Below are 24598 nucleotides of genomic sequence, written 5' to 3' on the forward strand. Positions count from 1 at the left end.
AGGAGATATGTACAAACTTGGCATTGATGTCGGCGGCACCAACACCGACGCCGTTTTGATCGACGAGAACCTGAAGGTCGTCGCCGCGGTGAAGAACCCCACCTCGGGCGATATCTACGAGGGCATCATGGGCGCAGTTGACGCCGTGCTCGCCCAGGCGAACATCGATCGCAAACTCATTAAGCAGGCTATGCTTGGCACCACGCAGTGCACCAACGCCATCGTCGAGCGCAAGGGCTTGGCTCCCATCGCCATTCTGCGTATTGGCGCGCCTGCTTCCGTGGGCATTCCTCCCATGGTTGACTGGTCCGACGATATTTCCGCGGTTGCCGTTGATACTGCCATTATTGGCGGCGGCTTCGAATTCGACGGCAAGCGTTTGGCCGATTTCGACGAGGCTGCGTGCCGCGCCTTCTTCGAGGGCGTGAAGGGCAAGGTCGACTCTGTCGCCATTAGCTGCGTGTTCGCTGGCGTGCGCAACGATGATGAGCTGGCTGCTGCCGCCATCGCCCGCGAGGTGCTCGGCGACGATGTGCGCATTTCCATCTCGAGCGAGATCGGCTCTATGGGCCTGGTCGAGCGCGAGAACGCCACCATCTTGAACGCGGCGCTCCACCTGGTTGCTGAGCGCTTCACCGAGGGCTTTGCGAAGAGCTTGGCCGAGCGTGGCATTACCGAGGCCGACGTGTATCTGTCTCAGAACGACGGCACGCTCATGACCATCGATCACGCTCGCCGTTACCCGATTCTCACCATCGCATGCGGCCCCACGAACTCCATTCGCGGCGCAAGCTACCTGAGCCGCATGGACGACGCCATCGTCATTGACGTGGGCGGCACCACCACCGACTTGGGCGTTCTGCAGGCCGGCTTCCCGCGCGAGAGCGGCGTTGCCGTGACCATCGGCGGCGTGCGCACCAACTTCCGCATGCCCGACGTCATTTCCATCGGTTTGGGCGGCGGCTCCATCGTTCGCGAGCACGAAGATGGCAGCGTGACCGTCGGCCCCGATTCCGTGGGTTACGAAATCACCAAGAAAGCCCTCGTGTTCGGCGGCGACACTCTTACTGCAACCGACATCGCGGTGCGCCTTGGCATGGCCGAAGTGGGCGATGCGAGCAAGGTCGCGCATATCGACGAGGAGTTTGCCAAGAAGGCCATGGCCGCCATGCGCGAGATGGTCGAAGAGGGCATCGACATGATGAAGGTGTCCAACGACGACATCGACGCCATTCTGGTGGGCGGTGGCTGCATCATTCTACCGACCGACCTCGCTGGTACCGCGACCTGCGTGAAGCCCGAGTTCTCGGGATGCGCGAACGCGATCGGTTCCGCCATCTCGAAGGTGAGCGGCACCTATGAGGCGCTCATCGATTATGACGAGACTCCTCGCGACCAGGCGCTCGAGGCTGCTCGTGCTGCCGCAATCGAGGCTGCTGTCGAGGCGGGCGCTGTGCGCGAAACCGTCGAAATCATCGATTCCGAAGACGTTCCGCTGCAGTATTACCCCGGCCACACCAACCGCGTGAAGGTGAAGGCTGCGGGCGATTTGAGCGCAGCTCTCTAAATCGCAAGCCGTTAAAAGCAAAGGCGCCGTCCCTGCGAGAGGGGCGGCGCCTTTTTCGTGCGATGCGAATGCGCGAAAAGCGTTCGGCGGGGGTTTGCTTAAGGAAGTTGCGGAATCTCGAGCATCTTCTGCTTGAGGTCGGCCTCGATGCGGCGCATCTCCACTTCGGCTTCGGCGCGCTTCTGGCGGCCTTCGGCTTGAATTTGCAGAACCTCGTCGAACGTCTTGATGAGCGTCTCGTTGGTCTGCTTCAGCGTTTCAATGTCGACGATGCCGCGTTCCGATTCCTTCGCCACTTCGACGGTGGAGGAGTGCAGCATCTCGGAATTCTTCTTCAGCAAATCGTTCGTCATGTTGGTGACGGCGGTTTGCGCGCGCACGGCTTCTTCGGAATTCGCTATGCCGAGCGCCAGAACCATTTGGCTCTTCCACAGCGGAATGGTATTCACGATGGTGGTTTGGATTTTCTCGACCAGCGTGATTTCGTTGTTCTGCACGAGGCGGATCTGCGGCGCGGTTTGCATGGCGATGGTACGCGTCAGGTCGAGGTCGGAAAGCTTCTTCTCGAAGCGCGTACACATGGCATCGAGGTCTTGCGCGGCCTGCGCGTCTTCGGCGCGACCCGTGGCTTTCGCCTTGTCTACAAGCTCCTTCAGCTCGACTTCGCGTACTTCGGCGAGTTTTTTCTTGCCGGCAAGAATGTACATGGTGAGCTCTTTGAAGTAGGTGAGGTTGAGCTCGTACATCTTGTCGAGCGTGGCGGCGTCTTTCATGAGGGTCATTTGGTGGCCTTGCAGCGCCTTCACGATTTTGTCGACATTAGCCTCGGCTTTGTCGTAGCGGGCGCGCAGCGATTCGATTTTGTTGGCGCTTTTCTTGAAGAAGCCGAACAGGCCCTTTTCCTCGGTCGCATCGAAGCTGCGCAGTTCGGTCACGGCGTCGGTAAGAAGGCCTCCGACCTCGCCCAAATCTTTCGTGCGCACGCTTTCAAGCGCGGTGTCGCTGAAATCGGCCATTTTCTTTTGGGCGCCGGCGCCGTACTGCAGGACCATTGCGGTGTCGCGTACGTTGATCTGCTGCGAGAAGCTTTCGACCATCTTCTTCTCTTCTTCGGTCAGCATGCTGTCGTCGAGCTTCGCAGGCACTTCGGCGGCGTCGCTCGCGGGGGCCAGGGCGTCGCCGTTCGCGTTGGCGAGCGTGGGCACCGGCGCGGCATCGAGCGTCGGCGCGAGCGTGAGCTCGACGGTGGGGGTTTCGGTTTTGACGTCGGTCATGGTTATGCCTTTCTTTGAGACTCGCGCGTCCCAGGGGGACTATTCGCTCTTTTGCTTATCGAATGGGCTTTCCACCAGGCCTTCCTGTGCAAGCACGGTATGCAGCACCGAAATGTCTGAGGAAACGTCGATTGCCATATCGCGGAATACCGAATCGAGCAGCTTCTCGAACGCGACGTTCAGGCTGTCGAGCGCGCCTTCGATTTCGCGTTTCGACTGCGAGATGGTTTCGCTTTGGATGGGCTGCGCGTCCAAGTCGCGGTAGGCATCAAGAAGCTTGACCGTGGTGGGCAGGTAGTAATCCATCAAATGGTCGAGGTCGTCGATGACTTCGGGCCGCTCGGCCGCGCGATCGAAAATCGTGCGCACCACGTGCTCGATCTGGTCGATCTTCTTGCTGATTTCCGGGTTTGGGATGGCCTTGTTGCTCTCGCGGATTTGCGCGATATAGGCATTTCCGCGTGCGAGCAAGGCTTGCGTTTCGGCGTCAAGCTGCGAATGCTCGCTTTGCGTGAGTGCTTGCTGCTGCTTCTTTTCGAGCGCCTTGCCGCGCGCCTGGCGATACTGCTGATAGGCGTCGTTGGTGAGCGCCAAGAAGTTTTCACCGTCGCCGAGCGCCGCTTGCTTGAAAAGCCCGTGCGAGAGCATCGCCTTCACGTTTTGGCGCACGTTTTCGGTCGTGTCGGCGGTGCTGGCCGCGATTTCGTCGAGATAGCAGAAATCGCGCAGGCCAATGGCATCGCGGTAGCGCTCGAAACGGTTCACGAGGTTCAGGCGCTTGATGCCCATCGCGAACAGGGCGCCGCCTGCGACCGTCGCCGCCGCAAGAATGCCTCCCACGAGAATCGAGCCCGCGCCAATCGTGAAAACCGTTCCAGCGAGGCCCGGCACGCCCAAAACGACGCCCCATCCGACGAGCGCGATGCCAACGCTGCGTTGCCCGCTGGGGTTCGCGTAAATCGCCGCCATCTGTTCTTCGTGACGCTTCTTGGCCTGTGCAAGGGCATATTGTTCCTGGCCCCGTCGAATGCCATCCGACGCAGAACTTAGGCCGCGCGCGATTCCCTCGGCGGCGATGCCGATGCTTTTCTCGATGGTTGACTGAAGATTGCTGAAATCCTGCGAGTCCACGGCGTTTTGCACCGCATTGAAAATCTGGTCGCCGATGTTTTTGGAAGAAGCCATAGCTGCCTCTCTGAAAGCGAGTAACGCGTCCGTGTTCGTGCTTGTTTCTTACGCCGATTCTATCGCAAGAAGGTAACGGCGGCGTAACCAACTTCGCGGGGCGTGACGGTGCCGTAACCAAACTGGCGCTGCGCGCTGCGCGGTGATCTAATCGAGCCATGCAAGTTCCGATGCGTTCTCGCTTTTGCGATTTCGCGTGGGCTGCGCGGCTCGGCCGGTGCGTTGCCCCTGTTGCCAATTGCGCCATGCGACGCGCAGCGTTTCTGATGCGTGGCCTTCGCCTGGGCAACTTGGCTTTTGAGCGAAGAACGGGTGCCTGCGTGCTTTTGACGCGCTGCGCATGGTTATTATAGGAACACTGCTGTGCATGTTCGAAAGATTGGGAAGGGCCCAAGGTATATGACCGTATCGACTTCGCTTGCGACGCCTCCAAAAAAGAAACTCCCGCTGCTGCTTAAGATATATGCGGTTGCGCTCATCGCGCTGTCGGTAATCTCGATTCCGATTGCGGCGATTCTGGGATTTTACCTGCCGTCGCTTACCAGCGATGCCGGAACGCCGATCGACACGACGACGCTTGTTATCGCCATAATCCAAATTGCGCTTACGGGCGTTGGCGCGGTTATGTCTATTGTTTTGGGCGTGCGCATGCTTCGCGACCGCCGTCGCGGCGCGCGCATTGCGGCCGAAATCCTCGTGGCAATCAACGTCGCCGTCATGGTGTGCGAGGTCATGCTTTCGGGCTTACATGGCCCAGGCCTCTACGAAGTGCTGCATTTGGTGTTCCTTGTCGCCCTGTTGTCGTATATCGACCCCTCTCTTTCGGAAGAGCGTCGCCTTCAGCGCAAGCTGGCAGACCTTGAGACGCGCGAGCGCGCCGAAGACGGAACCCTCGGCCGCGACGAAACGGGCAAGGGCTATATCGAGTTGAACTTCTTCAACTTGTTCTGGATTTTCGTGGTTTGCTGCGTGCTCGGCTTGATTATCGAGGTTATCTACCACATGGCCGTCGTTGAGCCAGGCGTCTACCAAGACCGCGCGGGCCTTCTGTATGGGCCGTTTTCGCCGATCTACGGCATTGGGGCGGTGCTCATGACCATTGCGCTCAACCGCTTCCACAAGGCCAATTTCCTGGTGATTTTCTTGGTGAGCGCCGTTATCGGCGGCGCGTTCGAGTATTTGGTGAGCTGGTTCTTCCAGTTCGCATTCGGCATCATGGCCTGGGATTACACGGGCACGTTCCTCTCTATCGACGGTCGAACCAATGGCATGTTCATGGCCATGTGGGGCGTTTTGGGCTGCGTGTGGATCAAGCTGCTTTTGCCGCGCATGCTCAAGATCGTGAATGCGATTCCTTGGAAATGGCGATACGGCCTTACCTCGGTGTGCGCTGCGCTCATGCTCGTCAATGCCGTTATGACCATGCTCGCATTCGACTGCTGGTATCAGCGCGAGGCTGGAATGGAGCCGGTGAATGCCATGGAGCGATTCTTCGAGGAGTACTACGGCAACGATTTCATGGCCGACCGCTTCCAGAGCATGACTATCGACCCGAGCCGCTCGACGCGTGTGACGCCCGTGGAACTCGGTCAGTAGGAGGCATTGATGAAAATCGCGATTCTCTGCATTGGCAATCGCCTTATGCTCGACGACGGTGTGGGGCCGGCGGTGTACGACGCGCTTGAGGCGGGCTATTGCTTCGGCGGCGATGTCGCGCTCTACGATGCGGGGTGCATGACTATGGACTTGCTGCCGCATGTGTGCAAAGCCGATTTCGTCATCGTCGTCGACGCGGTAGATGGAACGGGCGAGCAGCCTGGCACGGTGTTCCGTTTCGCTCCGGGCGATATTGCGGGCCACGGCGTCATGCAGTCGCTGCACGACATGCGCCTGTCCGATTTGCTCGCGTCTGCATCGCTTATGGGCCACGAGGCCGATGGCGTGTGCTTCGGCATTCAGGTGAAGAATATGAGCCCTGCGAGCTTTATCGAGGGCCTCACGCCTCAGGTTCATGCGGCTTTGCCCCTGCTTGTCGATTCGGTGCTTGCTGAGCTTGTGCGCCTGGGCGTGCAGTTCCGCAACGCCGACGGCACTCCCTTTGTGCCGCCTTCGCCAAGCGACGCCGAGCGTGTCGACGCCATCGAGGCGATCGAGCCTGCGAAGCCTGCCGATTTTGGATTTTCGACCCGTAAGGAATAGATTGTGAGCAAACGCAACGAGACGGTGCAGAGCGCGCCGGTCATCACGGAAGAGCAATATGCTGCCGAAGAGCGCCTTTTGCAGGGCGTGCCGCGCGTGAACATTGGCGCGCTGTTCATGCCGCCCATCTGGGGAGCGGCGCATGGCATGTGGGCGACCATCATCTTCTATCCGCTGTGGATCGTGGCCGACACCTGCTTCGTGAACGCCATTGCCTTCCATACGCCCGTGGCCATTGCTCTGGGCATTTTGGTATTCGCTATGCTCACGGCGGGAACGGTGGCGTTTTCCATCGTATCGCAGCCGTTCGCGCTCCATCGAGCTTTGAGCATGGGGGTATCGAAGGAAACCTATCTGAAGCGTCAAAAAATCTGGGCGGTTGCGAGCATTGTCGTGGGGCTTATCGCCATTGCCCTCGCGACGTACTACAACCTGTTCATGAACCCGAAACTCGCAGGCTTGCTGGGGTAGGGGCCGCGCCTCTCTCCGACTGCGCGTCGTGGCTTTTTAAAGCAACTTCGCTTGGAGCTATTCTCGTCCGTGGTTCCGCCTGGCATGGGCCCGCGCGGAACCACGGTTCGCTACCGTTCGCCTTCGGCTCACTATGCGCTCACCTCGCTGCGTTCAACTTTGAAAGAAGAACGAGCTTGAACGCAGAGGGTTTCCGCGCGGGCCCATGCCAGACGGAACCATCTCGAATCGAGCGATGCTTGAAAGCCGATTCTCGCATGTGCCGCTCGCCACCATTTTCCGTAAATTCGCGCCAGGGGGTTACGTGAGCGCGGACGGGTGTGTATACTGACAAGCGTCCTTTAAGACGGTACAGAGAGACCGGCAAGGCACGCGATAGGCACCGATCGTGAACATAATGGTGCCCACGGAAGCCTTAGCCAGCCCTGGCCAAGGCATTTTTTTTGCCCTGGTGGGCCGGCAGCACGGGTCAGCTGTACGCACTCAGTCAAAGAGAGGAGAGTGTGTATGAAAGACGCCTACCAGGTGAAATCGATCGTGATGGACGAATCCGAGATCGAGCGATCGCTCACGCGCATCGCGCACCAAATTCTGGAGGCGAACCACGGCGCGCATGAAATCGTGCTCGTGGGCATCGTCACCCGCGGCGACGTTTTGGCCAAGCGCTTGGCCGACAAGATCGCCGAAATCGAAGGTGAGCAGCCGCCCTTGGGAAGCTTGGACATCAGCTTCTATCGCGACGACTTCCTGACCTACCTTTCCCCCGAAGTGCACAGCACGCACATCCCATTCTCGCTCGACGGCAAAACCGTCGTCCTCGTCGATGACGTGCTCTACACCGGCCGCACCATTCGCGCCGCGCTCGACGCCCTCATGGATTTGGGCCGTCCCGCTTCCATTCAACTTGCGGTGCTCGTCGACCGTGGCCATCGCGAGCTTCCCATCCGCGCCGATTACGTGGGCAAAAACGTGCCCTCGTCGCGCGACGAGAACGTCCGCCTGTTCCTCGAAGAGGTCGACGGAACGTCTGCGGTTGAAATTCTGGATATGAAGCCGGGCGACCGCGCGCATGCGGCGCCGCTGGGGGGTGAATAAGTCGTATGGCTTTCGAACACAAGCATCTCATCGACATCAATGAGTATTCCGATACCGACATCATGACGATTCTCGAGACGGCCAAAACGCTGTCCGAGGTCAATCAGCGCAAGATCAAGAAGGTCCCCACGCTCAAGGGCCTTACGGTCGTGAACATGTTCAACGAGCCTTCCACGCGTACGCGCTCGTCGTTCGAGCTGGCCGAGAAGCGCCTTTCTTGCGACAGCCTGAATTTCGGCGGCTCCTCCACGAGCTCCGTGAAGGGTGAGAGCCTCATCGACACGGTGGAAACGCTCAATGCGTACAAGATCGACATGATCATCGTCCGCGACAAGCATGCGGGCGCGCCGCGTATCATTTCCGAGCATACGCCGGCAAGCGTCGTTGACGCGGGCGACGGCAAGCACCAGCATCCTACGCAGGCGCTGCTCGACCTGTACACCATCTGGGAGCATAAGCACGACTTCAACGGCCTGAAGGTCGGCATCGTGGGCGACATCGGACACTCTCGCGTGTGCGGTTCTCTCATTCCCGCACTGAAAATCATGGGTGCCGAAGTCACCGTCGTCGGTCCCGCTACGCTCATGCCGGCATGCCCCGAGATGCTGGGCGCCGACCATGTGACGCCGTACCTCGACGACGTTTTGCCCGAGCTCGATGTGGTGTACATGCTGCGCATCCAGCGCGAACGCCTCGAGGGTGCGCCGTTCCCGAGCCTTCGCGAATACCATGAGCTGTTCGGCCTCACGAAGAAGCGCGAGCACCTCATGCGCCCCGACGCCATCGTGTGCCACCCGGGTCCCATCAACCGCGGCGTGGAATTCGACAGCTACATGGCCGACCACCCCGAGCGCTCGGTCATTCTCGAACAGGTCTATGCGGGCATCTGCGTGCGCATGGCCGTGCTGTATCTGCTTTTGGGAGGTGCCGAATAATGGCAATGCTGCTTAAGAACGCCCGCGTTATCGATCCCCAGGTTGAGCTCGACTGCGTGTGCGACGTGTTGGTCGAAGATGGCAAAATCGCCCAGGTGGGCGAGGGCATTGCCGCCGAAGGCGCCGAGGTGAAAGACCTTACGGGCAAGGTGCTCGTGCCCGGTCTTATCGACATGCATGTGCATCTGCGCGAGCCCGGCTATGAGTTCAAGGAAGACATCGCGAGCGGCACGCGCGCGGCTGCCCATGGCGGCTTCACGGGCGTTTGCTCCATGCCCAACACCGATCCCGTCGCCGACGATGGCGCGGTCATCGAATACGTGAAGAGCCGCGCTGCCGAGGTTGGCAAGTGTCGCGTGTACCCGTCGGGCGCCATCACCCACGGCCTGAAGGGCGAGATCATCGCCGAGATGGGCGACATGGTTGCCCACGGCGCCGTTGCCTTCACCGATGACGGCAAGGGCGTGCAGGACGCCGGCATGATGCGCCGCGCCATGGATTACGGCAAGATGTTCGGCAAGGTTTTCATGGCACACTGCCAAGATAACGGCCTTGTCGGCGACGGCCAGGTCAACGAGGGTGTCGTTTCCACGCGCCTCGGCATGCTCGGCTGGCCGGCTGCGGGCGAGGAGCTCGAAATCGCTCGCGACATCCAGCTGTGCGAGCTCACGGGCTGCCCGTTGCACATCCAGCACATCACCACGGCCAAGGGCCTCGAGATGGTTCGCAAGGCCAAGGAAGCCGGCCTGCCTGTGACCTGCGAGGTTACGCCGCATCATCTCTTCCTTACCGAAGATGCGCTGACCGACGCCTATGAAACCAGCCTGAAGGTGAACCCCCCGCTGCGTACCGCCGCCGATGCCGCCGCTCTTATCGAGGGCATCAAAGATGGCACGGTCGACGCCATCGTCACCGACCATGCGCCGCATGCCGCATGGGAGAAGGCTCGTGAATTCGAACTCGCGCCCTTCGGCATGACGGGCCTCGAGACGAGCCTCGGCCTGGTGCTCACGAATCTCGTTGAGCCGGGCATCATCGACCTGTCCGACATGGTCGACCTCATGGCCGTCGCCCCGCGCGATATTCTCGGCCTGGAGCCGGTGAAGATCGCCGAGGGCAGCGTCGCCGACATCACTGTGTTCGACCCGAGCGTCGAATGGACCGTGGCCGTCGATGACTTCTGCTCGAAGGCGCACAATTCCGGCTTCGTCGGATGCGCGCTCAAGGGCCGCGCGACCGACGTGTTCGTCGGTGGCGAAGCAACGCTTTGCGACGGCGCTATCGTCGAATAGCAAACATGTGCGCGGGCGCAATCGTGGCTCGCTCGCGTATGATATATCGGGCAAAGGCGCGAATGCGCCTTTGCCCTCATCTGTATTATGAAGTGAAGGGTTTTCCATGTGTGAATGCGAAGCGCATAACGGCACCCCGGCGTTTGAGGAGCGCGCATGCGTCGTCTCGAACGAGAACCTGGGTCCGCGCCTGTATAAAATCACGCTGGCCGCTCCGAAAACCGCTGCGGCCATTCGTCCCGGCCAGTTCGTGCACATGCTGCTGCCGGGCTTCGGCGCGCATATTCTGCGCCGTCCGTTCTCGGTGTATGCCGCCAAGGGCGACAACGTCGAAATCATCTACCAAACGGTGGGCGAGGGCACGGCGTATTTGACCGAGGTTGAGGCGGGCGCCGTATGCTCGCTCATCTCGCCTTTGGGCCACGGCTGGCAGCCGAGCGAGGGCAAAAGCCTCATCGTGGGCGGCGGCGTGGGTGCCGCGCCTTTGTTCATGTTCACCGAGCAGCTCGTTCGTGAAGGCCGCGAGGTCGAAGTGGTGCTTGGCGCCCAAACTGCCAGCATGATGGTGACGCGTGACGACTACGCGAGCCTTTTGGGCCGCGATCCCATTGTGGCCACCGACGATGGCTCCCTCGGCCACGCGGGCTTTTGCACCGAGCCCGTGCGCGAGGAGCTTGCGCGCGGCGGCTATTCCGCAGTGTATTGCTGCGGCCCCACTCCGCTCATGCGCGCGGTTGCGGCAATCGCCGAAGAGGCGGGTGTGCCGTGCTGGGTTTCCATGGAAAAGCGCATGGCGTGCGGCGTGGGCGCATGCCTTTCGTGCGTGGTTGAAACGCAGGCGGGCAAGCGCCGCTCATGCGTTGACGGCCCGGTGTTCAACGCGAAGGAGCTGGTGTGGTAATGGCCGTGAATATGCAGGTGAACTTGGGTGGCCTCGTTATGGCCAACCCCGTGACCGATGCCAGCGGCACGTTTGCCGCTGGCCGCGAATACTCCGACTTCGTGAACGTTGCCGGAATGGGCGCGGTTACCACCAAGGGCGTTTCGCTCAACGGCTGGGAAGGCAACGACTCGCCGCGCATCGCCGAGACGCCTTCGGGTATGCTCAATTCCATCGGTTTGCAAAACCCCGGCGTAAAGCACTTGTGCGAAGTCGATTTGCCGTGGCTTAAGAGCCAGGGCGTGCCGGCTATCGTGAACGTGTCGGGCCACAGCCTCGAAGAATACGTTTCCGTGGTCGAGGCGCTTGAAGAGGATGGCCAGGCCGACGCGTACGAGATCAACATCTCGTGCCCGAACGTCGACGCCGGCGGCCTTACGTTTGGCACGCATGTGCCCAGCGTCGAGCGCGTGGTTTCCGCATGCCGCGAGGCGGCCACCAAGCCCATGATCGTGAAGCTCACTCCGAACGTCACCGATATCGCCGAAATCGCGAAGGCCGCCGAAGCTTCCGGTGCCGATGCCATTTCGCTCATCAACACGCTTTTGGGCATGGCGATTGACGCCCGCACGCGCAAGCCCGTGCTTGCCCGCGTGGTGGGCGGCCTTTCTGGCCCGGCCGTGAAGCCTGTTGCCTTGCGCATGGTGTGGCAGTGCCACAACGCGGTGAAAGTTCCCATTTTGGGCATGGGCGGCATTTCCAATGCAACCGATGCGGTGGAGTTCATGCTCGCCGGCGCTACCGCCGTGGCCGTTGGCACCGCGAACTTCACCAATCCCCATGCGGTCGACGAGGTTATCGCCGGCATTGAGGCATATTGTGAAGAGCAAGGCGTCGCAGACGTGAACGATTTGATTGGAGGGCTGCAATGTTAGCAGCATTTGAAAGCATTCCCCGCGCCGACCGCGTTATCGTCGCGCTCGACTGCCCCCGTGCCAAGGCGCTCGATCTTGCCGTTGCGCTGCAGGGCAAGGCCAAGTGGCTCAAAATCGGCATGACGCTGTATTACTCCGAAGGCCCTGCTATCGTCGAAATCTTCAAGCTTCTGGGCTATAAGGTGTTCCTCGACCTGAAGTGCCACGATATTCCGCACCAGGTCGCAGGCGCTGCTGCGTCGGCCGTCGAGGCGGGCGCCGACATGATCACCATGCACGCTGTGGGCGGCGTTCCCATGATGGAGGCCGCGCAGGCTGCCGTCGACAACGCCGGCTGCGACACCGCGACGCTGGCCATCACGGTTCTTACGAGCATGGATGCCGCAACCCTCGCCGCCACGGGCGTCACGCGCGAGCTCACCGATCAGGTGAAAACGCTTGCTTCGTGTGCAGCAGAGGCGGGCCTTTCGGGCGTTGTCGCTTCTCCGCAGGAAGCCGCTATGCTTCGCGAGTTGCTCGGCCCCGATGCCCTTATCGTCACCCCGGGCGTGCGTCCCGCGGGCGCTGATTTGGGCGACCAGAGCCGTGTCGCGACCCCGAAGGCCGCATTCGATGCGGGCGCTTCCCATATCGTGGTAGGCCGCCCCATTACCCAGGCCGCCGATCCCGTCGCAGCGTTCGAAGCCATCGTCACCGAGCTCTAAGTTCTCGTTTACCTGTGCATTTTGCGATTTAATTCACGAAATGCACAGGTCAGAGCCTAATATGTTGCCATTTCATAGAGAAAAGCGCAGTATTCGAATAATGCAGAACCGAATTCTTGAATAAGCGGTTTGATATGCTATTATGCCGAATCGCCGTCATCGAAGACGGGTTTTTACTGAAGGAGTGAACAACGTATGGCTATCCCACAATTGAGTGCTGAAGAGCGTCAGGCCGCGCTGGAAAAGGCTAAGGCTGCCCGCATTAAGCGTGCGCAGGTTCGTGACGACCTCAAAAATGGAAAGCTGTCGCTGCAGGACGTTCTCGCTATGAAAGACGATCCTATCGTTGGTCGCATGAAGGTCTCCACGCTCATTGAGACGCTTCCCGGTTATGGCAAGGCCAAGGCTGAGAAAATTATGGGCGAACTCAAGATCGCCGAAAGCCGTCGCCTCAAGGGCCTTGGCGAGCGCCAGGAAGCAGCTTTGCTCGAGCGCCTCGCGTAATTCGATTTGAAGAAGGTCTGTGGCATGCAGCGCAAGGGCAACTTGTTTGTTTTGTCCGGGCCGTCTGGCGCGGGCAAGGGCACGCTGGTCAAGAGGGTTCTTGAACGCGTGCCCGATGCGTGGCTGTCGGTTTCCGACACCACGCGCTCTCCGCGCGAGGGCGAAATCGACGGAGTGCATTACTTCTTCGTCGACGATGCCGAGTTCGACCAGCTGGTCGAAACGGGCGGTTTTCTCGAGTGGGCCCGTGTCCACGAGAATCGTTACGGAACGCCGCGCGCCCGCGTCGAGGAACACATGGCCAAGGGCGGCCAAGTGCTTCTCGAGATTGACGTGCAGGGCGGCTTCCAGATTCGCGAGCAAATTCCCGAGGCCCACCTCGTGTTCATCGAGCCTCCGTCGCTCGAAGTGCTCGAAAGCCGGCTTCGCGGCCGCGGCACCGACTCCGAAGAAAGCATTGCCGTGCGCATGAAGAACGCGCAGGTGGAGCTTTCGCATAAAATGGAGTATGATAAGCAATTCGTGAACGATGATCTCGAAGCATGCACCGATGAATTGGTCGCATACATCGAGAGCCAAGCTAAGATGTGCGAGGAATAGCAAATGAGCATTATCGACCCTGAAATCGACGTCCTGCTCGACGAAACCGACAACGACCGCTTCCTGCTGTGCGCTCTGGCGTCCAAGCGCGCCCACGATATCAACGACATGATGCGTGGCCAGCGCGATCGCGCCATCCAGCTTTCCAGCGCTGTCGAAATCGCCAAGGCGAATCACGTGAAGCCGCTTTCCATGGCTTTCGCTGAAATCGCTCGCGGCGAGGTTTCCTTCGATCCCGAGACGATCGATATCAAAGAGCACTAAGCGTTTATGCGCATAAGCGCACCTGCGCACCGGGCCCTCTTCCGTTGAAGAGGGCCTTTCGTTTGCCTGGGATGCCCTTGTGCATTCCAGCCCAACAAGAGACGAGAGAAAGCGACTCCGATGCATTTTCAGCGAATCACGCTCGTGCATTACCATGAGCTTGGCCTGAAAGGCCATAACCGTGCCACGTTCGAGAAGCGCCTTATGCGCAATTTGGAAGTGCTGCTCGAAGATGCGCCCGTGCATGAAATCACGCGCATTTCCGGCCGCGTGCTCGTGGTCTACGATGCGGCTGCGGGCGCCGACGCTCCTGCGAAGGCTGCGCAGCTTATTGCGCGCGTTCCCGGCGTTGCCCGCGTAAGCTGCGGCTTCGCGTGCGAGCGCAATATGGATGATATTTGCGAGGCGGCGCATCAGGCGCTCGGCGAAGCGGGCGATTTCTGCACGTGGAAGGTCGTCGGTCGCAGGAATCATACCGATTTCCCCATTGATTCTATGCAAATCAACCAAATCGTGGGCGAGCATCTATGCGGGCTTTTCCCCGATAAAAAGGTGAAGATGAAGGGCGCCGACGTCGAAGTGCATGTCGAGGTCGTGCAGGGCATGGCATATGTGTACGCGCAAACCATGCGCGGCGTGGGCGGCTTGCCGGTCGGTACGGCTGGCAAAGTGGTGTGCCTGCTTTCTTCGGGCATCGATTCGCCCGTTGCCATGTGGCGCATGGCTCGCCGCGGTGCGACGTGCATCGCAGTGCATTTTTCTGGTCGCCCCCAAACAGCTTCGACGTCTGAATATCTGTCCGATGATATTTGCCGTGTGCTTGAGGAATTCGGCGGCGTGGCGCGCATGTATGTGGTGCCCTTCGGCGATTACCAGCGCGAAATCGCCATGCGCGTGCCTCCCGCGTTGCGTATTGTCATTTATCGCCGCTTTATGATGCGCATCACTGAGCGCATTGCGCGTCGTGAGGGCGCAAAGGCGCTGGTCACGGGCGAGAGCTTGGGCCAGGTTGCGTCGCAGACGCTCGATAACCTTGCCGCGACGAGCGATTCGGTGAAGATGCAGATCTTCCGTCCGCTTATCGGCTGCGACAAGCTCGAGATTATCGAAGACGCCAAAAAGCTCGGCACGTTCGAGATTTCGAGCCAAGATGCGCCCGACTGCTGCACGCTGTTTATGCCGCGCGCGCCCGAGACGCACGCGAAGCTGCGCGATGTATATGACGCGGAAGCCGATTTGCCTTTCGACGAGTGGTCCGATGAAATCATGGACGCGCTCGAGGTGCACGATTACCGTTGCCCCCAATCGTATTTCGGCAAGAAGGCAAAGGAAAACTAGCTCGTCACATTCGGGGCGATGCGTTTTGCCCGATGGACAATAACGAAACGGCACCAAATATAAATACCCTGCAGAATTGGCCCTTGCATCCATTTTAATTGAACACTGTGTTGTATTTTAATCAACGCATTGTTCAATTAACCATGAATGAATTGGATCGCAAGGGCCCTATGACTGAAATGACTGCGGCGCAAAGCCGGAATTTGCATGTTGGAATCGATATCGGATCGACTACGGTGAAGGCCGTCGTGCTCGATGCCGATACGAACGAAGAGCTTTTTGGCGTGTATCGTCGCCACGGCTCTCAGCAGATTCAAGCAACGTTGCGGGTGCTTGATGAAATCGTTGCGCGCTTTCCTTTCGCCCATATTCGCTGCGCTTTGTGCGGATCGGGCTCGGAGGACATCGCGCGCGGTATCGGCGCCCCTTTCATTCAAGAGGTTGTTGCGGGCGCTACGGCGGTTCGCGCGCTGTATCCGCAGGCGAATTGCACTATCGAGCTTGGCGGGCAAGACGCGAAGATGATCTTCTTCCGCCACGATGAATCTGGCGCGCAAGAAGTCGGCGACATGCGCATGAATGGCAGCTGCGCCGGCGGCACGGGCGCGTTTATCGACGAGGTTGCCGAGGTTCTGAGCATTCCCGTTGAGAAATTCAATGAATACGCTGAGGCGGGCACGCGCCCCTATGACATTTCGGGCCGATGCGGCGTGTATGCCAAAACCGATATCCAGCCGCTTTTGAACAATGGCGTCTCGAAGTGCGATTTGGCGCTTTCAACGTTTCACGCTATCGCTAAGCAAACGCTTGGCGGTTTGGCCCAGGGGCTCGATGTGAGGGCGCCTATCGTGTTCATGGGCGGGCCGCTCACGTTCAATCCTCGTCTTATTGGCGTTTTCAAGGAGCGCTTGGGCCTCTCAGACGAGCAGGCTCTCATTCCCGATCACCCCGAAACCATGGTCGCGCGAGGCGCCGCGCTCTCGCTTTCCGACTTGTTTGCCGCAGAAGACGCGAGCCTTTGCATCGAGCATGCCCGCGTCGCGCTCTCTGAGCTCGAAAGCTCGTTCGAAGCGCAGCCCACCGATGCGCCGCTGTTCGCGAATGCGGAAGAGAAGGCCGATTTCGAGGCGCGCCATGGAAAGCTTGCGGAATGCGGCGGCGTTGCTCGTGCGCGTGAACTCTGCGACTCAAATCGCTCTGTGCGCGTGTGGCTTGGCATCGATTCAGGCAGCACTACGACCAAGCTCGCCCTTGTCACCGACGATGGCGAGGTCGTTGATAGCTTTTACGCGTCCAACGAGGGCGAGCCGCTCGCTATTGCCCGCGATGCCCTTATTGCGCTGCGCGACCGATACGCTTCGGCGGGCATTCGGATCGATATCGCGGGCGTGGGCGTGACTGGCTACGGAGAAGATTTGTTCGCGAGCGCATTTTCGGCCGATTGCCATACGGTCGAGACGGTCGCCCATGCGCGTGCCGCGCGCGCGTTCGTGCCCGATGCGAGCTTCATTCTCGACATCGGCGGTCAAGACATGAAGGCCATGTGGGTCGAAGACGGCATCGTGCGCGATATCGTGGTGAACGAGGCTTGTTCGAGCGGCTGCGGGTCGTTTCTCGAGAACTTCGCGCAATCGCTCGGCATCCAAACGAGCGACATCGCGAAGGCGGCATTTCGAAGCGAGCATCCCGCGCATTTGGGCAGTCGCTGCACCGTGTTCATGAACAGCTCTATTGTGAGCGAGCAGAAAAACGGGCGCACTCCCGACGACATCATGGCGGGCTTGTGCCGATCGATTATCGAAAACGTGTTCACGAAAGTCATTCGCGTCTCGAACCTCGACTCGCTTGGCGATTGCATTGTGGTGCAGGGCGGCACATTCGCCAACGACGCCGTGCTGCGCGCGCTTGAGGCGTATGTGGGGCGCAATGTGGTGCGCGCGCCGTATCCGGGCCTTATGGGCGCCATTGGCTGCGCGCTTATCGCGCGCGATCGCAACGCGGGGGAGAAAAGTTCGTTTATTGGGCTTGATGCCCTCGACGGTTTTGCGTTCACGACGCAAGCCAACGTTCCCTGCGACAAATGCGCGAACCGGTGCGCACGCACGGTCGTGTCGTTTTCTGACGGTCGCGCGTTTGTGACGGGCAATCGGTGCGCGCGCGGTGAGATATCCGCATCGGCGCTTGAATCGCATGCTGCGGGAGCGGCTTGCAAAAGGGTTGCCACGCCGGTGAACCTGTTTGCGACGCGCCAGCGCCTTCTGTTCAAAGAGTGGCCCTCGCGCCCGCTGTGCCCGAAGCGCCATATAACCGTGGGTCTGCCTCGCGTGCTGGCCCTGTGGGACACTGCGCCGTTCTGGACGACGTTTTTGCGCGCGCTGGGCTTTGACGTGGAGCTCTCGAGCTTGAGCACGCGGAGCATGTACGAAGACGGCTTGCCCTCGGTCACGTCTGACACGGTGTGCTTCCCTGCGAAGGTCGTGCATGGCCACGTGCGCCAGCTCGCTCGCATGGGAGTCGATCGCATCTTCATGCCCATCATCACGACGGTGCCAACCGAGAATCGTGCCGAAACAAGCGTTTCGATGTGCGCCGTGGTGAAGGGCTATCCCATGGTGGTGAAGAGCAGCGACGACCCGGCGCGCACGTGGAATGTGCCGTTCGACACGCCGCTGTTCCATTGGTTCTCGACGGCCGATCGCGATTGCCAATTGTGCGCGTATATGCGCGAGACGTTCGGTATTGACGAAGATATGGCGCGCGAGGCTATTCGCATGGCCGACGGTGCTCAGATGCGCTTCAAGCGCGAGCTTGTCGAGCGGGGCGGTGCCGCTCTTAACGCCGCGCGCGAGGCGGGCGCCTACGCGGTCGTGCTCGCGAGCCGACCCTATCACAACGATCCGCTTGTGAACCATCGCCTTCCTGAGCTGTTCTGCAAGTTGGGCATTTCGGTTTTGCCGCCCGATGCGGTGCCGCATATCGAGGACGTCGATCTGTCGGCGAGCTTGATCGATGTGGTGAACAACTTCCACGCGCGCATGCTCGCGAGCGCCATGATTGCCGCCGAAAGTCCGAATTTGGAATACGTGCAGCTCGTAAGCTTCGGTTGCGGGCACGATGCCTACCTCAGCGACGAAATCGCGCGCCTGATGCGCGAGCGCTCGGGCGGCACGAAAACGCCGCTCATATTGAAGACCGACGAAAGCGACGCTTCGGGCCCGTTGCGCATTCGCGTGCGCTCGTTCATCGAGACCGTCGATGCTCGCCGCGAGCGTGCGTCGGCTCCCGCGACGCCGCATGAGCTGCCCGACCCTTACCCGCAGAAGTTCACGCGCGCCGACCGTCGCGAGAAAGTCATCCTGGTGCCGAATACTTCGCACGCGTTCTGCAGGCTTATGAGCTCGGTGTTTTGCAAGCAGGGCGTGCGCGCCGTTCCGCTCGATTTGGGCCGCGAGCGCGCTATCGAGCTCGGCAAGCGATACGTGCACAACGACATATGCTTCCCGGCGCAAATCGTGATTGGCGAGGCGCTCGCCGCGCTTGAAAGCGGTCGATACGACGATGCCGATGTCGCTATTGGCACGGGAAAATATATCGGCGATTGCCGCCTTACCCACTATGCGGCGTTGCTGCGTAAAGCGCTCGACGATGCGGGGTATGCACATGTTCCCATTATCACGAACGATGATGCTGACGCGCATAACATCCACCCGGGCTTTCGCATGAATCTCGCGAGTGCGATTCGCATTGTCATGGGCTTGCCGATGATCGACGCGCTCGAGGCGCTTTTGCGTCGCATTCGCCCCTATGAGCTTGAGCCGGGCGCCGCCGATGCGGCATTCGAGGCGGGCATCGACGCGATTATGGAAGGCATTGAGCGTCATGGCGTGGCTGGTGCGAAGCGTGGGTTCAAGCATGCGATTTCGCTTATGAACAACGTGAAGTACGACCGAAGCAACCCGCGCCCGACGGTGCTCATCGTGGGTGAGTACCTGCTCAACTTCCACCCTGGCGCCAATCGCGACATTGAGGCGTATCTTGAACGAAACGGATTCGAGATCATCGAGGCGCGCATGACCGACGTGATTCGCAAAACGTATTTCTACCAAGATGCCCAGTCTCGTGAATTTCACGTGACCAGGCCTGCTGCGAATGTCGCCTTCAATCGCATCGCGAACACGCTCTTCGAGCATGCGCATGATGTGTGCGACCGCATCGGCAAAGCGCACCCGCTCTATGAGCCGCCCTGCCGCATGGGCGATCTTGTGCAAGCAAGCGACCCCATCATCCATCACACCTTTGATGCCGGTGAGGGCGTGCTCATCGCCGCCGAGATTTTGCATCAGGCGCAGCATGGCTGCAGCTCTTTCGTTATCTTGCAGCCGTTCGGCTGCCTGCCCAACCATGTCGTGGGGCGCGGCATCGTCAAGCAGCTCAAAGAACGCTACCCGCATGCGAACATTTTGCCGCTCGATTACGATCCCGACGTGAGCTTTGCTAACATTGAGAACAGGCTGCAAATGCTCGTGATAAGCGCGCATGCCAGCAAGGGCGCCAGCTCGGCGGTAAACGACAATCGCGCGAAGGGGGAGTGTCGTGGCTAGGCCGAAAAAAGATACCGAGATATGCGCGGAACGGCGCATTCTTGATGCGTTTTGGCATGTGCTCGAAACTACGCCGCTGCGGTGCGTTTCCGTGCGAACCGTCGCCCAGGCGGCCGAAGTGAACCGCGGCACGTTCTATTACCACTTCAAAAGCGTCGACGCCCTTGTTGATAGGGCGATTGAAAGCGAGCTGCTCGAACAGCATTCCATCGTGCATGAAGTGCTGCTTATGACGACGGGCGAAATCGATCGCATGCCGTTCGATAGCATGCAAAGGCATATTGAACGTACCGTGCTGCTCGTGCGCCAGGGAGGCGGCGAGCATGTGATGAACGTGGTGTTCGACATATTCAGGAATATTTGGCGCGCCGTGCTCTGCCCCAATGGCGAGGCGCTCAGCCCTCAGGTCGAAATGCTTATTCGCTATAACGTGCACGGCATTTTGGGGCTGTATTCCTCGCTGGCGCAAAGTGAAGACGGGTTCCCATCGGAAGAGGCGCTCGAATTCCAGAAATGGAACGCCCGAAGAACGCTCGGCGATATGTGCGCATTGCAGGGAATAGAGCAAGGCGTTGTGCTCGATAGGCTTCTGGCGGCGTTGAGCATGGAAGGGTGCGTTGCGGGCGCGCGCGAACCGCGATGCAATTGCGGCTCTTCGCGAAAATAGGGAGACTGCCGATGGCTCTTTTGGGTATTGCGCGGCCTGCTTGGTTCGCGTTGTCCGGCGCGTTCTGGGCCGTTTAGTCGCGAAGGGTCGCGAGCTGCGGATACATCGACATGGTCTCGAATTTCGCCTGCATGGCGCCATCGCCGTAATGCTGCGCGAAGAATTGCTGGAGGGCACCTTCGGGCTCAAGACCGTTCAGGCGGTACATCCAGCAGTCGAGGGCGAGCATGGTTGTGGCGGCATCGGCCAAAAAGAAAATGAGCAGGGCCCAGGCGAGGGGTTCGCGCCAGGCGCGCGGAACCGCCTCCGAAGCCTCTTTCAGCATGGGAGCGGCGAGTTTTACCCATGCAAAGCCTGCAAGCCCCCATACGAGCGCGATTCCGAGGCAGGTTTTCCCGCCTATATTGAAGGGCTGGTCGATATAGCTCCAGGCAACAATGCCGAAGGCGCTTTCCCAAAACCATGCCGCGAAATATTCGAACGCCGCGCCGAATGCGGCCGACACCGCATAAATGACAAGCGGTGAGGCGTTTTCGAAGCGGTGCAACGCGAGCGTGATGAGCACGCCGCCTACGCCATAAATCGGCGAGAACGGTCCCCAAACGAATCCGACGCGGCTTTCCCAGCGGCCATCGACGAAATAGCTCACGACGGTTTCGAGGATGAGCCCCAAGATGCTGCACACCGCGAAAACGAATACGAGGTAATACAAAGTAAGGGGCTCGTGCGCCCTTTTTTCACGTGCTGGTATGGCAGTTGTCGATAATTGCATCCACTTATTATCCCGCGCGTCCACCTGACGAACGGAACATCTTGGCTCCGTTGCCGAATTGCTACTTGAGGAAAGCACGCGCTCGCGTGGCACGGCGGCGCAAATCGGCGTTCTGAAGCGGGAAATGGCGTGGATTCTGGGGGAAAACTGCGGGAGTTTGCGCGGAAAATGCCGCAGTTTTGCGTGAAGGTGCGAGGGATTTCGCGTGTTTTCTGCGGGAAAGCGGCAGGAAAACGGCGCGAGTTGGGCAGCGGCGGGGCAAGGAATCGGCAAGGTTTGCGTGCCATACTCGCCTGCATGGTTCTTCTTTGTTGTAAGGGGCGGCTATGCGCAGCGAAATACCTTTTTCGAGCGGTCGGGGCGGTGTGCGTCGTGCGATCAATCGCCTCATGCCAAGCATGCCGGCGAAAGTCGGCGCTGTGGCCCTTGTGGTTCTTATTGTTGCGGGGGTTGGATGGGCGGCGTTTTCCAGCATGCATGCTCCGGCGTTTGAGGTGCATGCCGGCGACGCCGTTGCGCCAAGCTCGCCCGAGCCCGAAGCGGTTGAGGCAAAGGCCCAGGTGTATGTGTACGTGACGGGCGCTGTGACAAACCCTGGAGTGTATTCGCTGGATGAGGGCTTGCGCGTGTGCGATGCCGTCGAAGCGGCAGGCGGGCTTGCCGAGGATGCCGACGCTTCAACGGTTAACCTGGCGCGGGTGCTTTCCGACGGCGAGCATATCGATCTGCCCACGAAGGCTGAAGTTGAGGCAGCTTTGGCACAGGGGCCCGCAGGCGGCGCGAGCGGTGTGGCGGCTGCGACATCGCTTGTGAACATCAATACAGCCGACGCGTCGGCGCTTGAGACGCTTTCCGGCGTGGGCTCCGCGACGGCTCAGGCGATCATTTCCGATCGAGAGCAAAACGGCCCGTTTTCGAGCATCGAAGACCTTATGCGCGTCGATGGCATCGGCGAGAAGAAATTCGCGAAGCTCAAAGATTCGATTTGCGTATGAAACGGGCTATTTCGCATGGCGCGAAGGCTTTGGGGCGCGTTGGGCGAGGAAGCAATGCCGTTTTGCTCGGGGAAGGATTGGTGGAAGGGCCGACCGATCGGTCGGCGCCTCGATTTCCGCGGCGTCCGTCTTTGCCCGTTTCGCTTGTTGTCGCGGTTGTCGCTTGGATATCGCTTGCGGCGTGGCAAGCGCTCGCGATTGCGGGCGGCGACGTACCGCTCGATGTGCCACGGGGCCTTGAACCAGGGGAATATGCGCTCGAGGTGGTGGAAGACGCCAAGCTCGGTTCGTATGGCTATTCCGTGCATGCGCGCGTGATTGATGCGAGTGGCGTTGCCCGCGACGTGTTGGCGACGTATGGCGACGCCGATATAGAGGGCGACGCGCGCCTGCTCGCTCGGCAGCGCGTTGTGGCGAGCGCGACGTTTTCGGAATTTTCCGAAGCGTCGTTTTCTCGATACGCCTCAAAGGGGCTCTGCGCGCGTGCGAAATTAACGCAGGCCACGATTGTTGACGACGCGGGCCCTCTCTCGTCGGTTGTGGCGGCGCGCTGTTTCGCCCGCGAGGTGTTCGACGCGTTTGAGGGGCGTGGCGCGGCGCTCGTGCGGGCGATCGTGATAGGCGATAGGAGCAAGCTCGAAGAGGATGGCCTGTACGACGATGTGAAAGCGGTAGGCTTGGCGCATATGGTTGCCGTTTCGGGCGCCCATCTTTCGGTGGTTGCCGCGCTTGCGGGTGCGTTGCTCACGCGGGCGCGCATGCCGCGCATGGCACTTTCCATCGTGTTGTGCCTGTTCTATTGCGCCTATGCGGCTTTCACGGGGTTTTCGGCGCCCGTCATTCGCGCGGCGCTCATGGCGGCTGTGGTGGTGAGCGCGATTTGGGGGGCTCGTCGATCGTCGTCGCTTGCGGCGCTTGGGGTATGCGTATGCATTTTGCTTGCTGCGCATCCGACGAATGCACTGTCGTTGTCGTTCTTCCTTTCGGCTGCATCGACTTTGGGAATCGTGACGCTTGCGCCCCTCATGCAGGCGTGGTTTGAGACTGTTTTTGGACGGCGGGCAGAAACGCTGTGCCAAACGTGCGCGCTTACGACGGCGGCGAATATTCCCATCGCGCCCGTTACGGCGTGCGTGTTCTCGCGCGTGCCACTCCTGTCGCCTTTGACGAATATGATTGCGGCGCCCCTGTTCACGGTTTTCATTGCGGGTGGTCTTGTTGGGCTGGGGCTTACCGCTTTGTATGCGCCGGTGGGAAAGGCGGTTCTTGCGGCGATTATCGTCTTGGCTCAGGCACTGTCTGCGCTTTTGGCGGCGCTCGCGCGCGTTCCCTTTGCGTCTCTTCCGTGTTCGGCCGAAATGTGGGTTGTTGTCGCCCTTTCCGCATTGGCGTTTGTGGCCCTGTGGGCCGTGTGGCCTCGTCCAACGCGAGCGTGCGCGGTGGGGGTTGCGGCTGCTATGGCGCTTATGGTGGTGGCGTGCGTCGTGGTGGCTCCGCTGCTCGAGCCCGACGAAATCGTCGCGCTCGATGTGGGGCAGGGCGATGCGATTCTGGTGAAAAGCGAAGGTGCATCGCTTTTGGTTGACACGGGCAATCAGGATGCGATGCTCGCGGCGGCGCTCGCTCGAACGCGCACGCCGCATCTTTCGGGCGTCGCGATTAGCCATCACGACGACGACCACTGTGCATCGCTCGACTCGCTTGCATCCGCCGTAGCTGGGTCGTGTGTGTATGTCGCCCGGGAAACGTATGCGTGCCCCTGCGATGGTTGCGCCGAGCTGCTCGCGCAAGCGCGCAGCGTTTCGGGACGCCAGGCAGTGGGGCTTAGTGTGGGCGATGAGATACGCGTGGGAAGGTTTACGTGCCGCGTGGTGTGGCCTCAAGTTTTTTCGGATGCAGGCGGCAACGCCGATAGCCTGTGTTTGCTCGTGAGCTACGAGAGCGAGGCGAGGCCGCTTACCGCGCTGCTCACGGGCGATGCTGAGGCCGACCAAATAGAAAGCATGGTGCAAAGCGGCGGCACGGGTTCTTTGGGGACGCCGGTCGTGAATGTGCTGAAGGCGGGCCACCATGGCAGCAAGGCGGGAATGACGACGGAACTCGCCAAGGAGCTTTCGGCAAATATCGCCCTTGTGAGCTGCGGCGCGAACAATCGCTACGGGCATCCCGCGCAAACGACGATCGATGCCCTTGAGGCGGCGGGAACGCGCGTCTTTCGAACCGATGAGCTGGGCGATATCGCCTGCGTGTTTTCCCGAGAGGGAATTGAGGTGCGGCCTCAGTATGCGGGCGAGGTTGCCTTAGAATAGGGCGTCAGAAA

21 protein-coding genes are annotated in these 24598 nt (G+C 60.2%); 18 read left to right on the top strand and 3 right to left on the bottom strand.

The window, feature by feature from the left end:
* The first annotated feature begins 7 nt into the window (after positions 1 to 7).
* Complete coding sequence (locus Q0D41_RS00165) at positions 8 to 1567, top strand: hydantoinase/oxoprolinase family protein (RefSeq protein WP_294373441.1); 1560 nt, start codon at positions 8 to 10, stop codon at positions 1565 to 1567.
* A 98-nt stretch (positions 1568 to 1665) separates the two neighbouring features.
* Here Q0D41_RS00165 and Q0D41_RS00170 read toward each other — a convergent pair whose 3' ends face one another.
* Both Q0D41_RS00170 and Q0D41_RS00175 read right to left on the bottom strand, forming a co-directional pair.
* Positions 1666 to 2841: a toxic anion resistance protein gene (locus tag Q0D41_RS00170; RefSeq protein WP_294373444.1), complete on the bottom strand. Its 1176-nt coding sequence runs from the start codon at positions 2839 to 2841 to the stop codon at positions 1666 to 1668.
* Positions 2842 to 2880: 39 nt separating this feature from the next.
* Positions 2881 to 4026, bottom strand: a complete 1146-nt coding sequence (locus Q0D41_RS00175) for a 5-bromo-4-chloroindolyl phosphate hydrolysis family protein (RefSeq protein ID WP_294373446.1) — start codon at positions 4024 to 4026, stop codon at positions 2881 to 2883.
* A 399-nt stretch (positions 4027 to 4425) separates the two neighbouring features.
* Between Q0D41_RS00175 and Q0D41_RS00180 the strand changes: the two genes are divergently transcribed.
* The 15 genes from Q0D41_RS00180 (at position 4426) to Q0D41_RS00250 (ending at position 20511) form a co-directional block, all read left to right on the top strand.
* On the top strand, positions 4426 to 5622 hold the full coding sequence (locus tag Q0D41_RS00180) for a putative ABC transporter permease (protein WP_294373448.1): 1197 nt from the start codon (positions 4426 to 4428) through the stop codon (positions 5620 to 5622).
* 9 nt (positions 5623 to 5631) lie between these two features.
* Positions 5632 to 6225 carry a hydrogenase maturation protease gene (locus Q0D41_RS00185; RefSeq protein WP_294373451.1) on the top strand — a complete coding sequence of 198 codons (594 nt, stop codon included), beginning with the start codon at positions 5632 to 5634 and terminating at the stop codon, positions 6223 to 6225.
* A 3-nt stretch (positions 6226 to 6228) separates the two neighbouring features.
* Positions 6229 to 6696 carry a DUF2628 domain-containing protein gene (locus tag Q0D41_RS00190; protein WP_294373454.1) on the top strand — a complete coding sequence of 156 codons (468 nt, stop codon included), beginning with the start codon at positions 6229 to 6231 and terminating at the stop codon, positions 6694 to 6696.
* Positions 6697 to 7203: 507 nt separating this feature from the next.
* Entirely contained in the window at positions 7204 to 7791 is a 588-nt protein-coding gene (gene pyrR, locus Q0D41_RS00195) for a bifunctional pyr operon transcriptional regulator/uracil phosphoribosyltransferase PyrR (RefSeq protein ID WP_294373459.1), read from the top strand.
* 5 nt (positions 7792 to 7796) lie between these two features.
* A complete protein-coding gene (locus Q0D41_RS00200) occupies positions 7797 to 8726 on the top strand; it encodes an aspartate carbamoyltransferase catalytic subunit (protein WP_294373462.1) in 930 nt (309 codons plus the stop codon).
* Positions 8726 to 10018 carry a dihydroorotase gene (locus tag Q0D41_RS00205; protein ID WP_294373466.1) on the top strand — a complete coding sequence of 431 codons (1293 nt, stop codon included), beginning with the start codon at positions 8726 to 8728 and terminating at the stop codon, positions 10016 to 10018. The genes Q0D41_RS00200 and Q0D41_RS00205 overlap by 1 nt, the downstream gene beginning before the upstream one ends.
* A 106-nt stretch (positions 10019 to 10124) precedes the next feature.
* A complete protein-coding gene (locus Q0D41_RS00210) occupies positions 10125 to 10919 on the top strand; it encodes a dihydroorotate dehydrogenase electron transfer subunit (RefSeq protein ID WP_294373468.1) in 795 nt (264 codons plus the stop codon).
* Positions 10919 to 11833 (top strand): dihydroorotate dehydrogenase, encoded by a 915-nt coding sequence (locus tag Q0D41_RS00215; RefSeq protein ID WP_294373470.1) that lies wholly within the window; start codon positions 10919 to 10921, stop codon positions 11831 to 11833. The genes Q0D41_RS00210 and Q0D41_RS00215 overlap by 1 nt, the downstream gene beginning before the upstream one ends.
* Positions 11827 to 12537: an orotidine-5'-phosphate decarboxylase gene (pyrF, locus tag Q0D41_RS00220; protein ID WP_294373473.1), complete on the top strand. Its 711-nt coding sequence runs from the start codon at positions 11827 to 11829 to the stop codon at positions 12535 to 12537. The genes Q0D41_RS00215 and pyrF overlap by 7 nt, the downstream gene beginning before the upstream one ends.
* 195 nt (positions 12538 to 12732) lie before the next feature.
* A complete protein-coding gene (gene mihF / locus Q0D41_RS00225; RefSeq protein WP_114614958.1) occupies positions 12733 to 13041 on the top strand; it encodes an integration host factor, actinobacterial type in 309 nt (102 codons plus the stop codon).
* A 24-nt stretch (positions 13042 to 13065) separates the two neighbouring features.
* The gene (gmk, locus tag Q0D41_RS00230) at positions 13066 to 13641 is read left to right on the top strand and encodes a guanylate kinase (RefSeq protein WP_114614959.1); all 576 of its coding nucleotides are present in this window, start codon (positions 13066 to 13068) and stop codon (positions 13639 to 13641) included.
* A 3-nt stretch (positions 13642 to 13644) separates the two neighbouring features.
* Positions 13645 to 13905 (top strand): DNA-directed RNA polymerase subunit omega, encoded by a 261-nt coding sequence (locus tag Q0D41_RS00235; RefSeq protein ID WP_114614960.1) that lies wholly within the window; start codon positions 13645 to 13647, stop codon positions 13903 to 13905.
* A gap of 120 nt (positions 13906 to 14025) precedes the next feature.
* A complete protein-coding gene (gene thiI, locus Q0D41_RS00240) occupies positions 14026 to 15243 on the top strand; it encodes a tRNA uracil 4-sulfurtransferase ThiI (RefSeq protein WP_294373485.1) in 1218 nt (405 codons plus the stop codon).
* 170 nt (positions 15244 to 15413) lie between these two features.
* Complete coding sequence (locus Q0D41_RS00245) at positions 15414 to 19844, top strand: acyl-CoA dehydratase activase (RefSeq protein ID WP_294373488.1); 4431 nt, start codon at positions 15414 to 15416, stop codon at positions 19842 to 19844.
* Entirely contained in the window at positions 19837 to 20511 is a 675-nt protein-coding gene (locus Q0D41_RS00250; RefSeq protein WP_294373489.1) for a TetR/AcrR family transcriptional regulator, read from the top strand. Before Q0D41_RS00245 ends, Q0D41_RS00250 begins: the two co-directional genes overlap by 8 nt.
* Positions 20512 to 20584: 73 nt before the next feature.
* Here Q0D41_RS00250 and Q0D41_RS00255 read toward each other — a convergent pair whose 3' ends face one another.
* Complete coding sequence (locus tag Q0D41_RS00255; RefSeq protein ID WP_294373492.1) at positions 20585 to 21223, bottom strand: putative ABC transporter permease; 639 nt, start codon at positions 21221 to 21223, stop codon at positions 20585 to 20587.
* A 386-nt stretch (positions 21224 to 21609) separates the two neighbouring features.
* Here Q0D41_RS00255 and Q0D41_RS00260 point away from each other — a divergent pair, with 386 nt between their 5' ends.
* Together Q0D41_RS00260 and Q0D41_RS00265 are read left to right on the top strand one after the other, a co-directional pair.
* Positions 21610 to 22278, top strand: a complete 669-nt coding sequence (locus Q0D41_RS00260; protein ID WP_294373495.1) for a helix-hairpin-helix domain-containing protein — start codon at positions 21610 to 21612, stop codon at positions 22276 to 22278.
* 131 nt (positions 22279 to 22409) lie between these two features.
* The gene (locus tag Q0D41_RS00265; RefSeq protein ID WP_294373498.1) at positions 22410 to 24587 is read left to right on the top strand and encodes a DNA internalization-related competence protein ComEC/Rec2; all 2178 of its coding nucleotides are present in this window, start codon (positions 22410 to 22412) and stop codon (positions 24585 to 24587) included.
* Positions 24588 to 24598 lie beyond the last annotated feature (11 nt).

Origin of the sequence: uncultured Slackia sp. (genome assembly GCF_934630525.1) — a bacterium.
Taxonomy (GTDB): Bacteria; Actinomycetota; Coriobacteriia; order Coriobacteriales; family Eggerthellaceae; genus Slackia.

Coding starts and splice junctions, on each gene's coding strand:
- Q0D41_RS00245 (WP_294373488.1), top strand. CDS start 15,414: ATGACTGAAATGACTGCGGCGCAAAGCCGGAATTTGCATGTTGGAATC.
- Q0D41_RS00175 (WP_294373446.1), bottom strand. CDS start 4,026: ATGGCTTCTTCCAAAAACATCGGCGACCAGATTTTCAATGCGGTGCAA.
- Q0D41_RS00200 (WP_294373462.1), top strand. CDS start 7,797: ATGGCTTTCGAACACAAGCATCTCATCGACATCAATGAGTATTCCGAT.
- Q0D41_RS00205 (WP_294373466.1), top strand. CDS start 8,726: ATGGCAATGCTGCTTAAGAACGCCCGCGTTATCGATCCCCAGGTTGAG.
- Q0D41_RS00165 (WP_294373441.1), top strand. CDS start 8: ATGTACAAACTTGGCATTGATGTCGGCGGCACCAACACCGACGCCGTT.
- pyrF (WP_294373473.1), top strand. CDS start 11,827: ATGTTAGCAGCATTTGAAAGCATTCCCCGCGCCGACCGCGTTATCGTC.
- Q0D41_RS00185 (WP_294373451.1), top strand. CDS start 5,632: ATGAAAATCGCGATTCTCTGCATTGGCAATCGCCTTATGCTCGACGAC.
- thiI (WP_294373485.1), top strand. CDS start 14,026: ATGCATTTTCAGCGAATCACGCTCGTGCATTACCATGAGCTTGGCCTG.
- Q0D41_RS00260 (WP_294373495.1), top strand. CDS start 21,610: ATGCGCAGCGAAATACCTTTTTCGAGCGGTCGGGGCGGTGTGCGTCGT.
- pyrR (WP_294373459.1), top strand. CDS start 7,204: ATGAAAGACGCCTACCAGGTGAAATCGATCGTGATGGACGAATCCGAG.
- gmk (WP_114614959.1), top strand. CDS start 13,066: ATGCAGCGCAAGGGCAACTTGTTTGTTTTGTCCGGGCCGTCTGGCGCG.
- Q0D41_RS00170 (WP_294373444.1), bottom strand. CDS start 2,841: ATGACCGACGTCAAAACCGAAACCCCCACCGTCGAGCTCACGCTCGCG.
- Q0D41_RS00210 (WP_294373468.1), top strand. CDS start 10,125: ATGTGTGAATGCGAAGCGCATAACGGCACCCCGGCGTTTGAGGAGCGC.
- Q0D41_RS00215 (WP_294373470.1), top strand. CDS start 10,919: ATGGCCGTGAATATGCAGGTGAACTTGGGTGGCCTCGTTATGGCCAAC.
- Q0D41_RS00235 (WP_114614960.1), top strand. CDS start 13,645: ATGAGCATTATCGACCCTGAAATCGACGTCCTGCTCGACGAAACCGAC.
- mihF (WP_114614958.1), top strand. CDS start 12,733: ATGGCTATCCCACAATTGAGTGCTGAAGAGCGTCAGGCCGCGCTGGAA.
- Q0D41_RS00180 (WP_294373448.1), top strand. CDS start 4,426: ATGACCGTATCGACTTCGCTTGCGACGCCTCCAAAAAAGAAACTCCCG.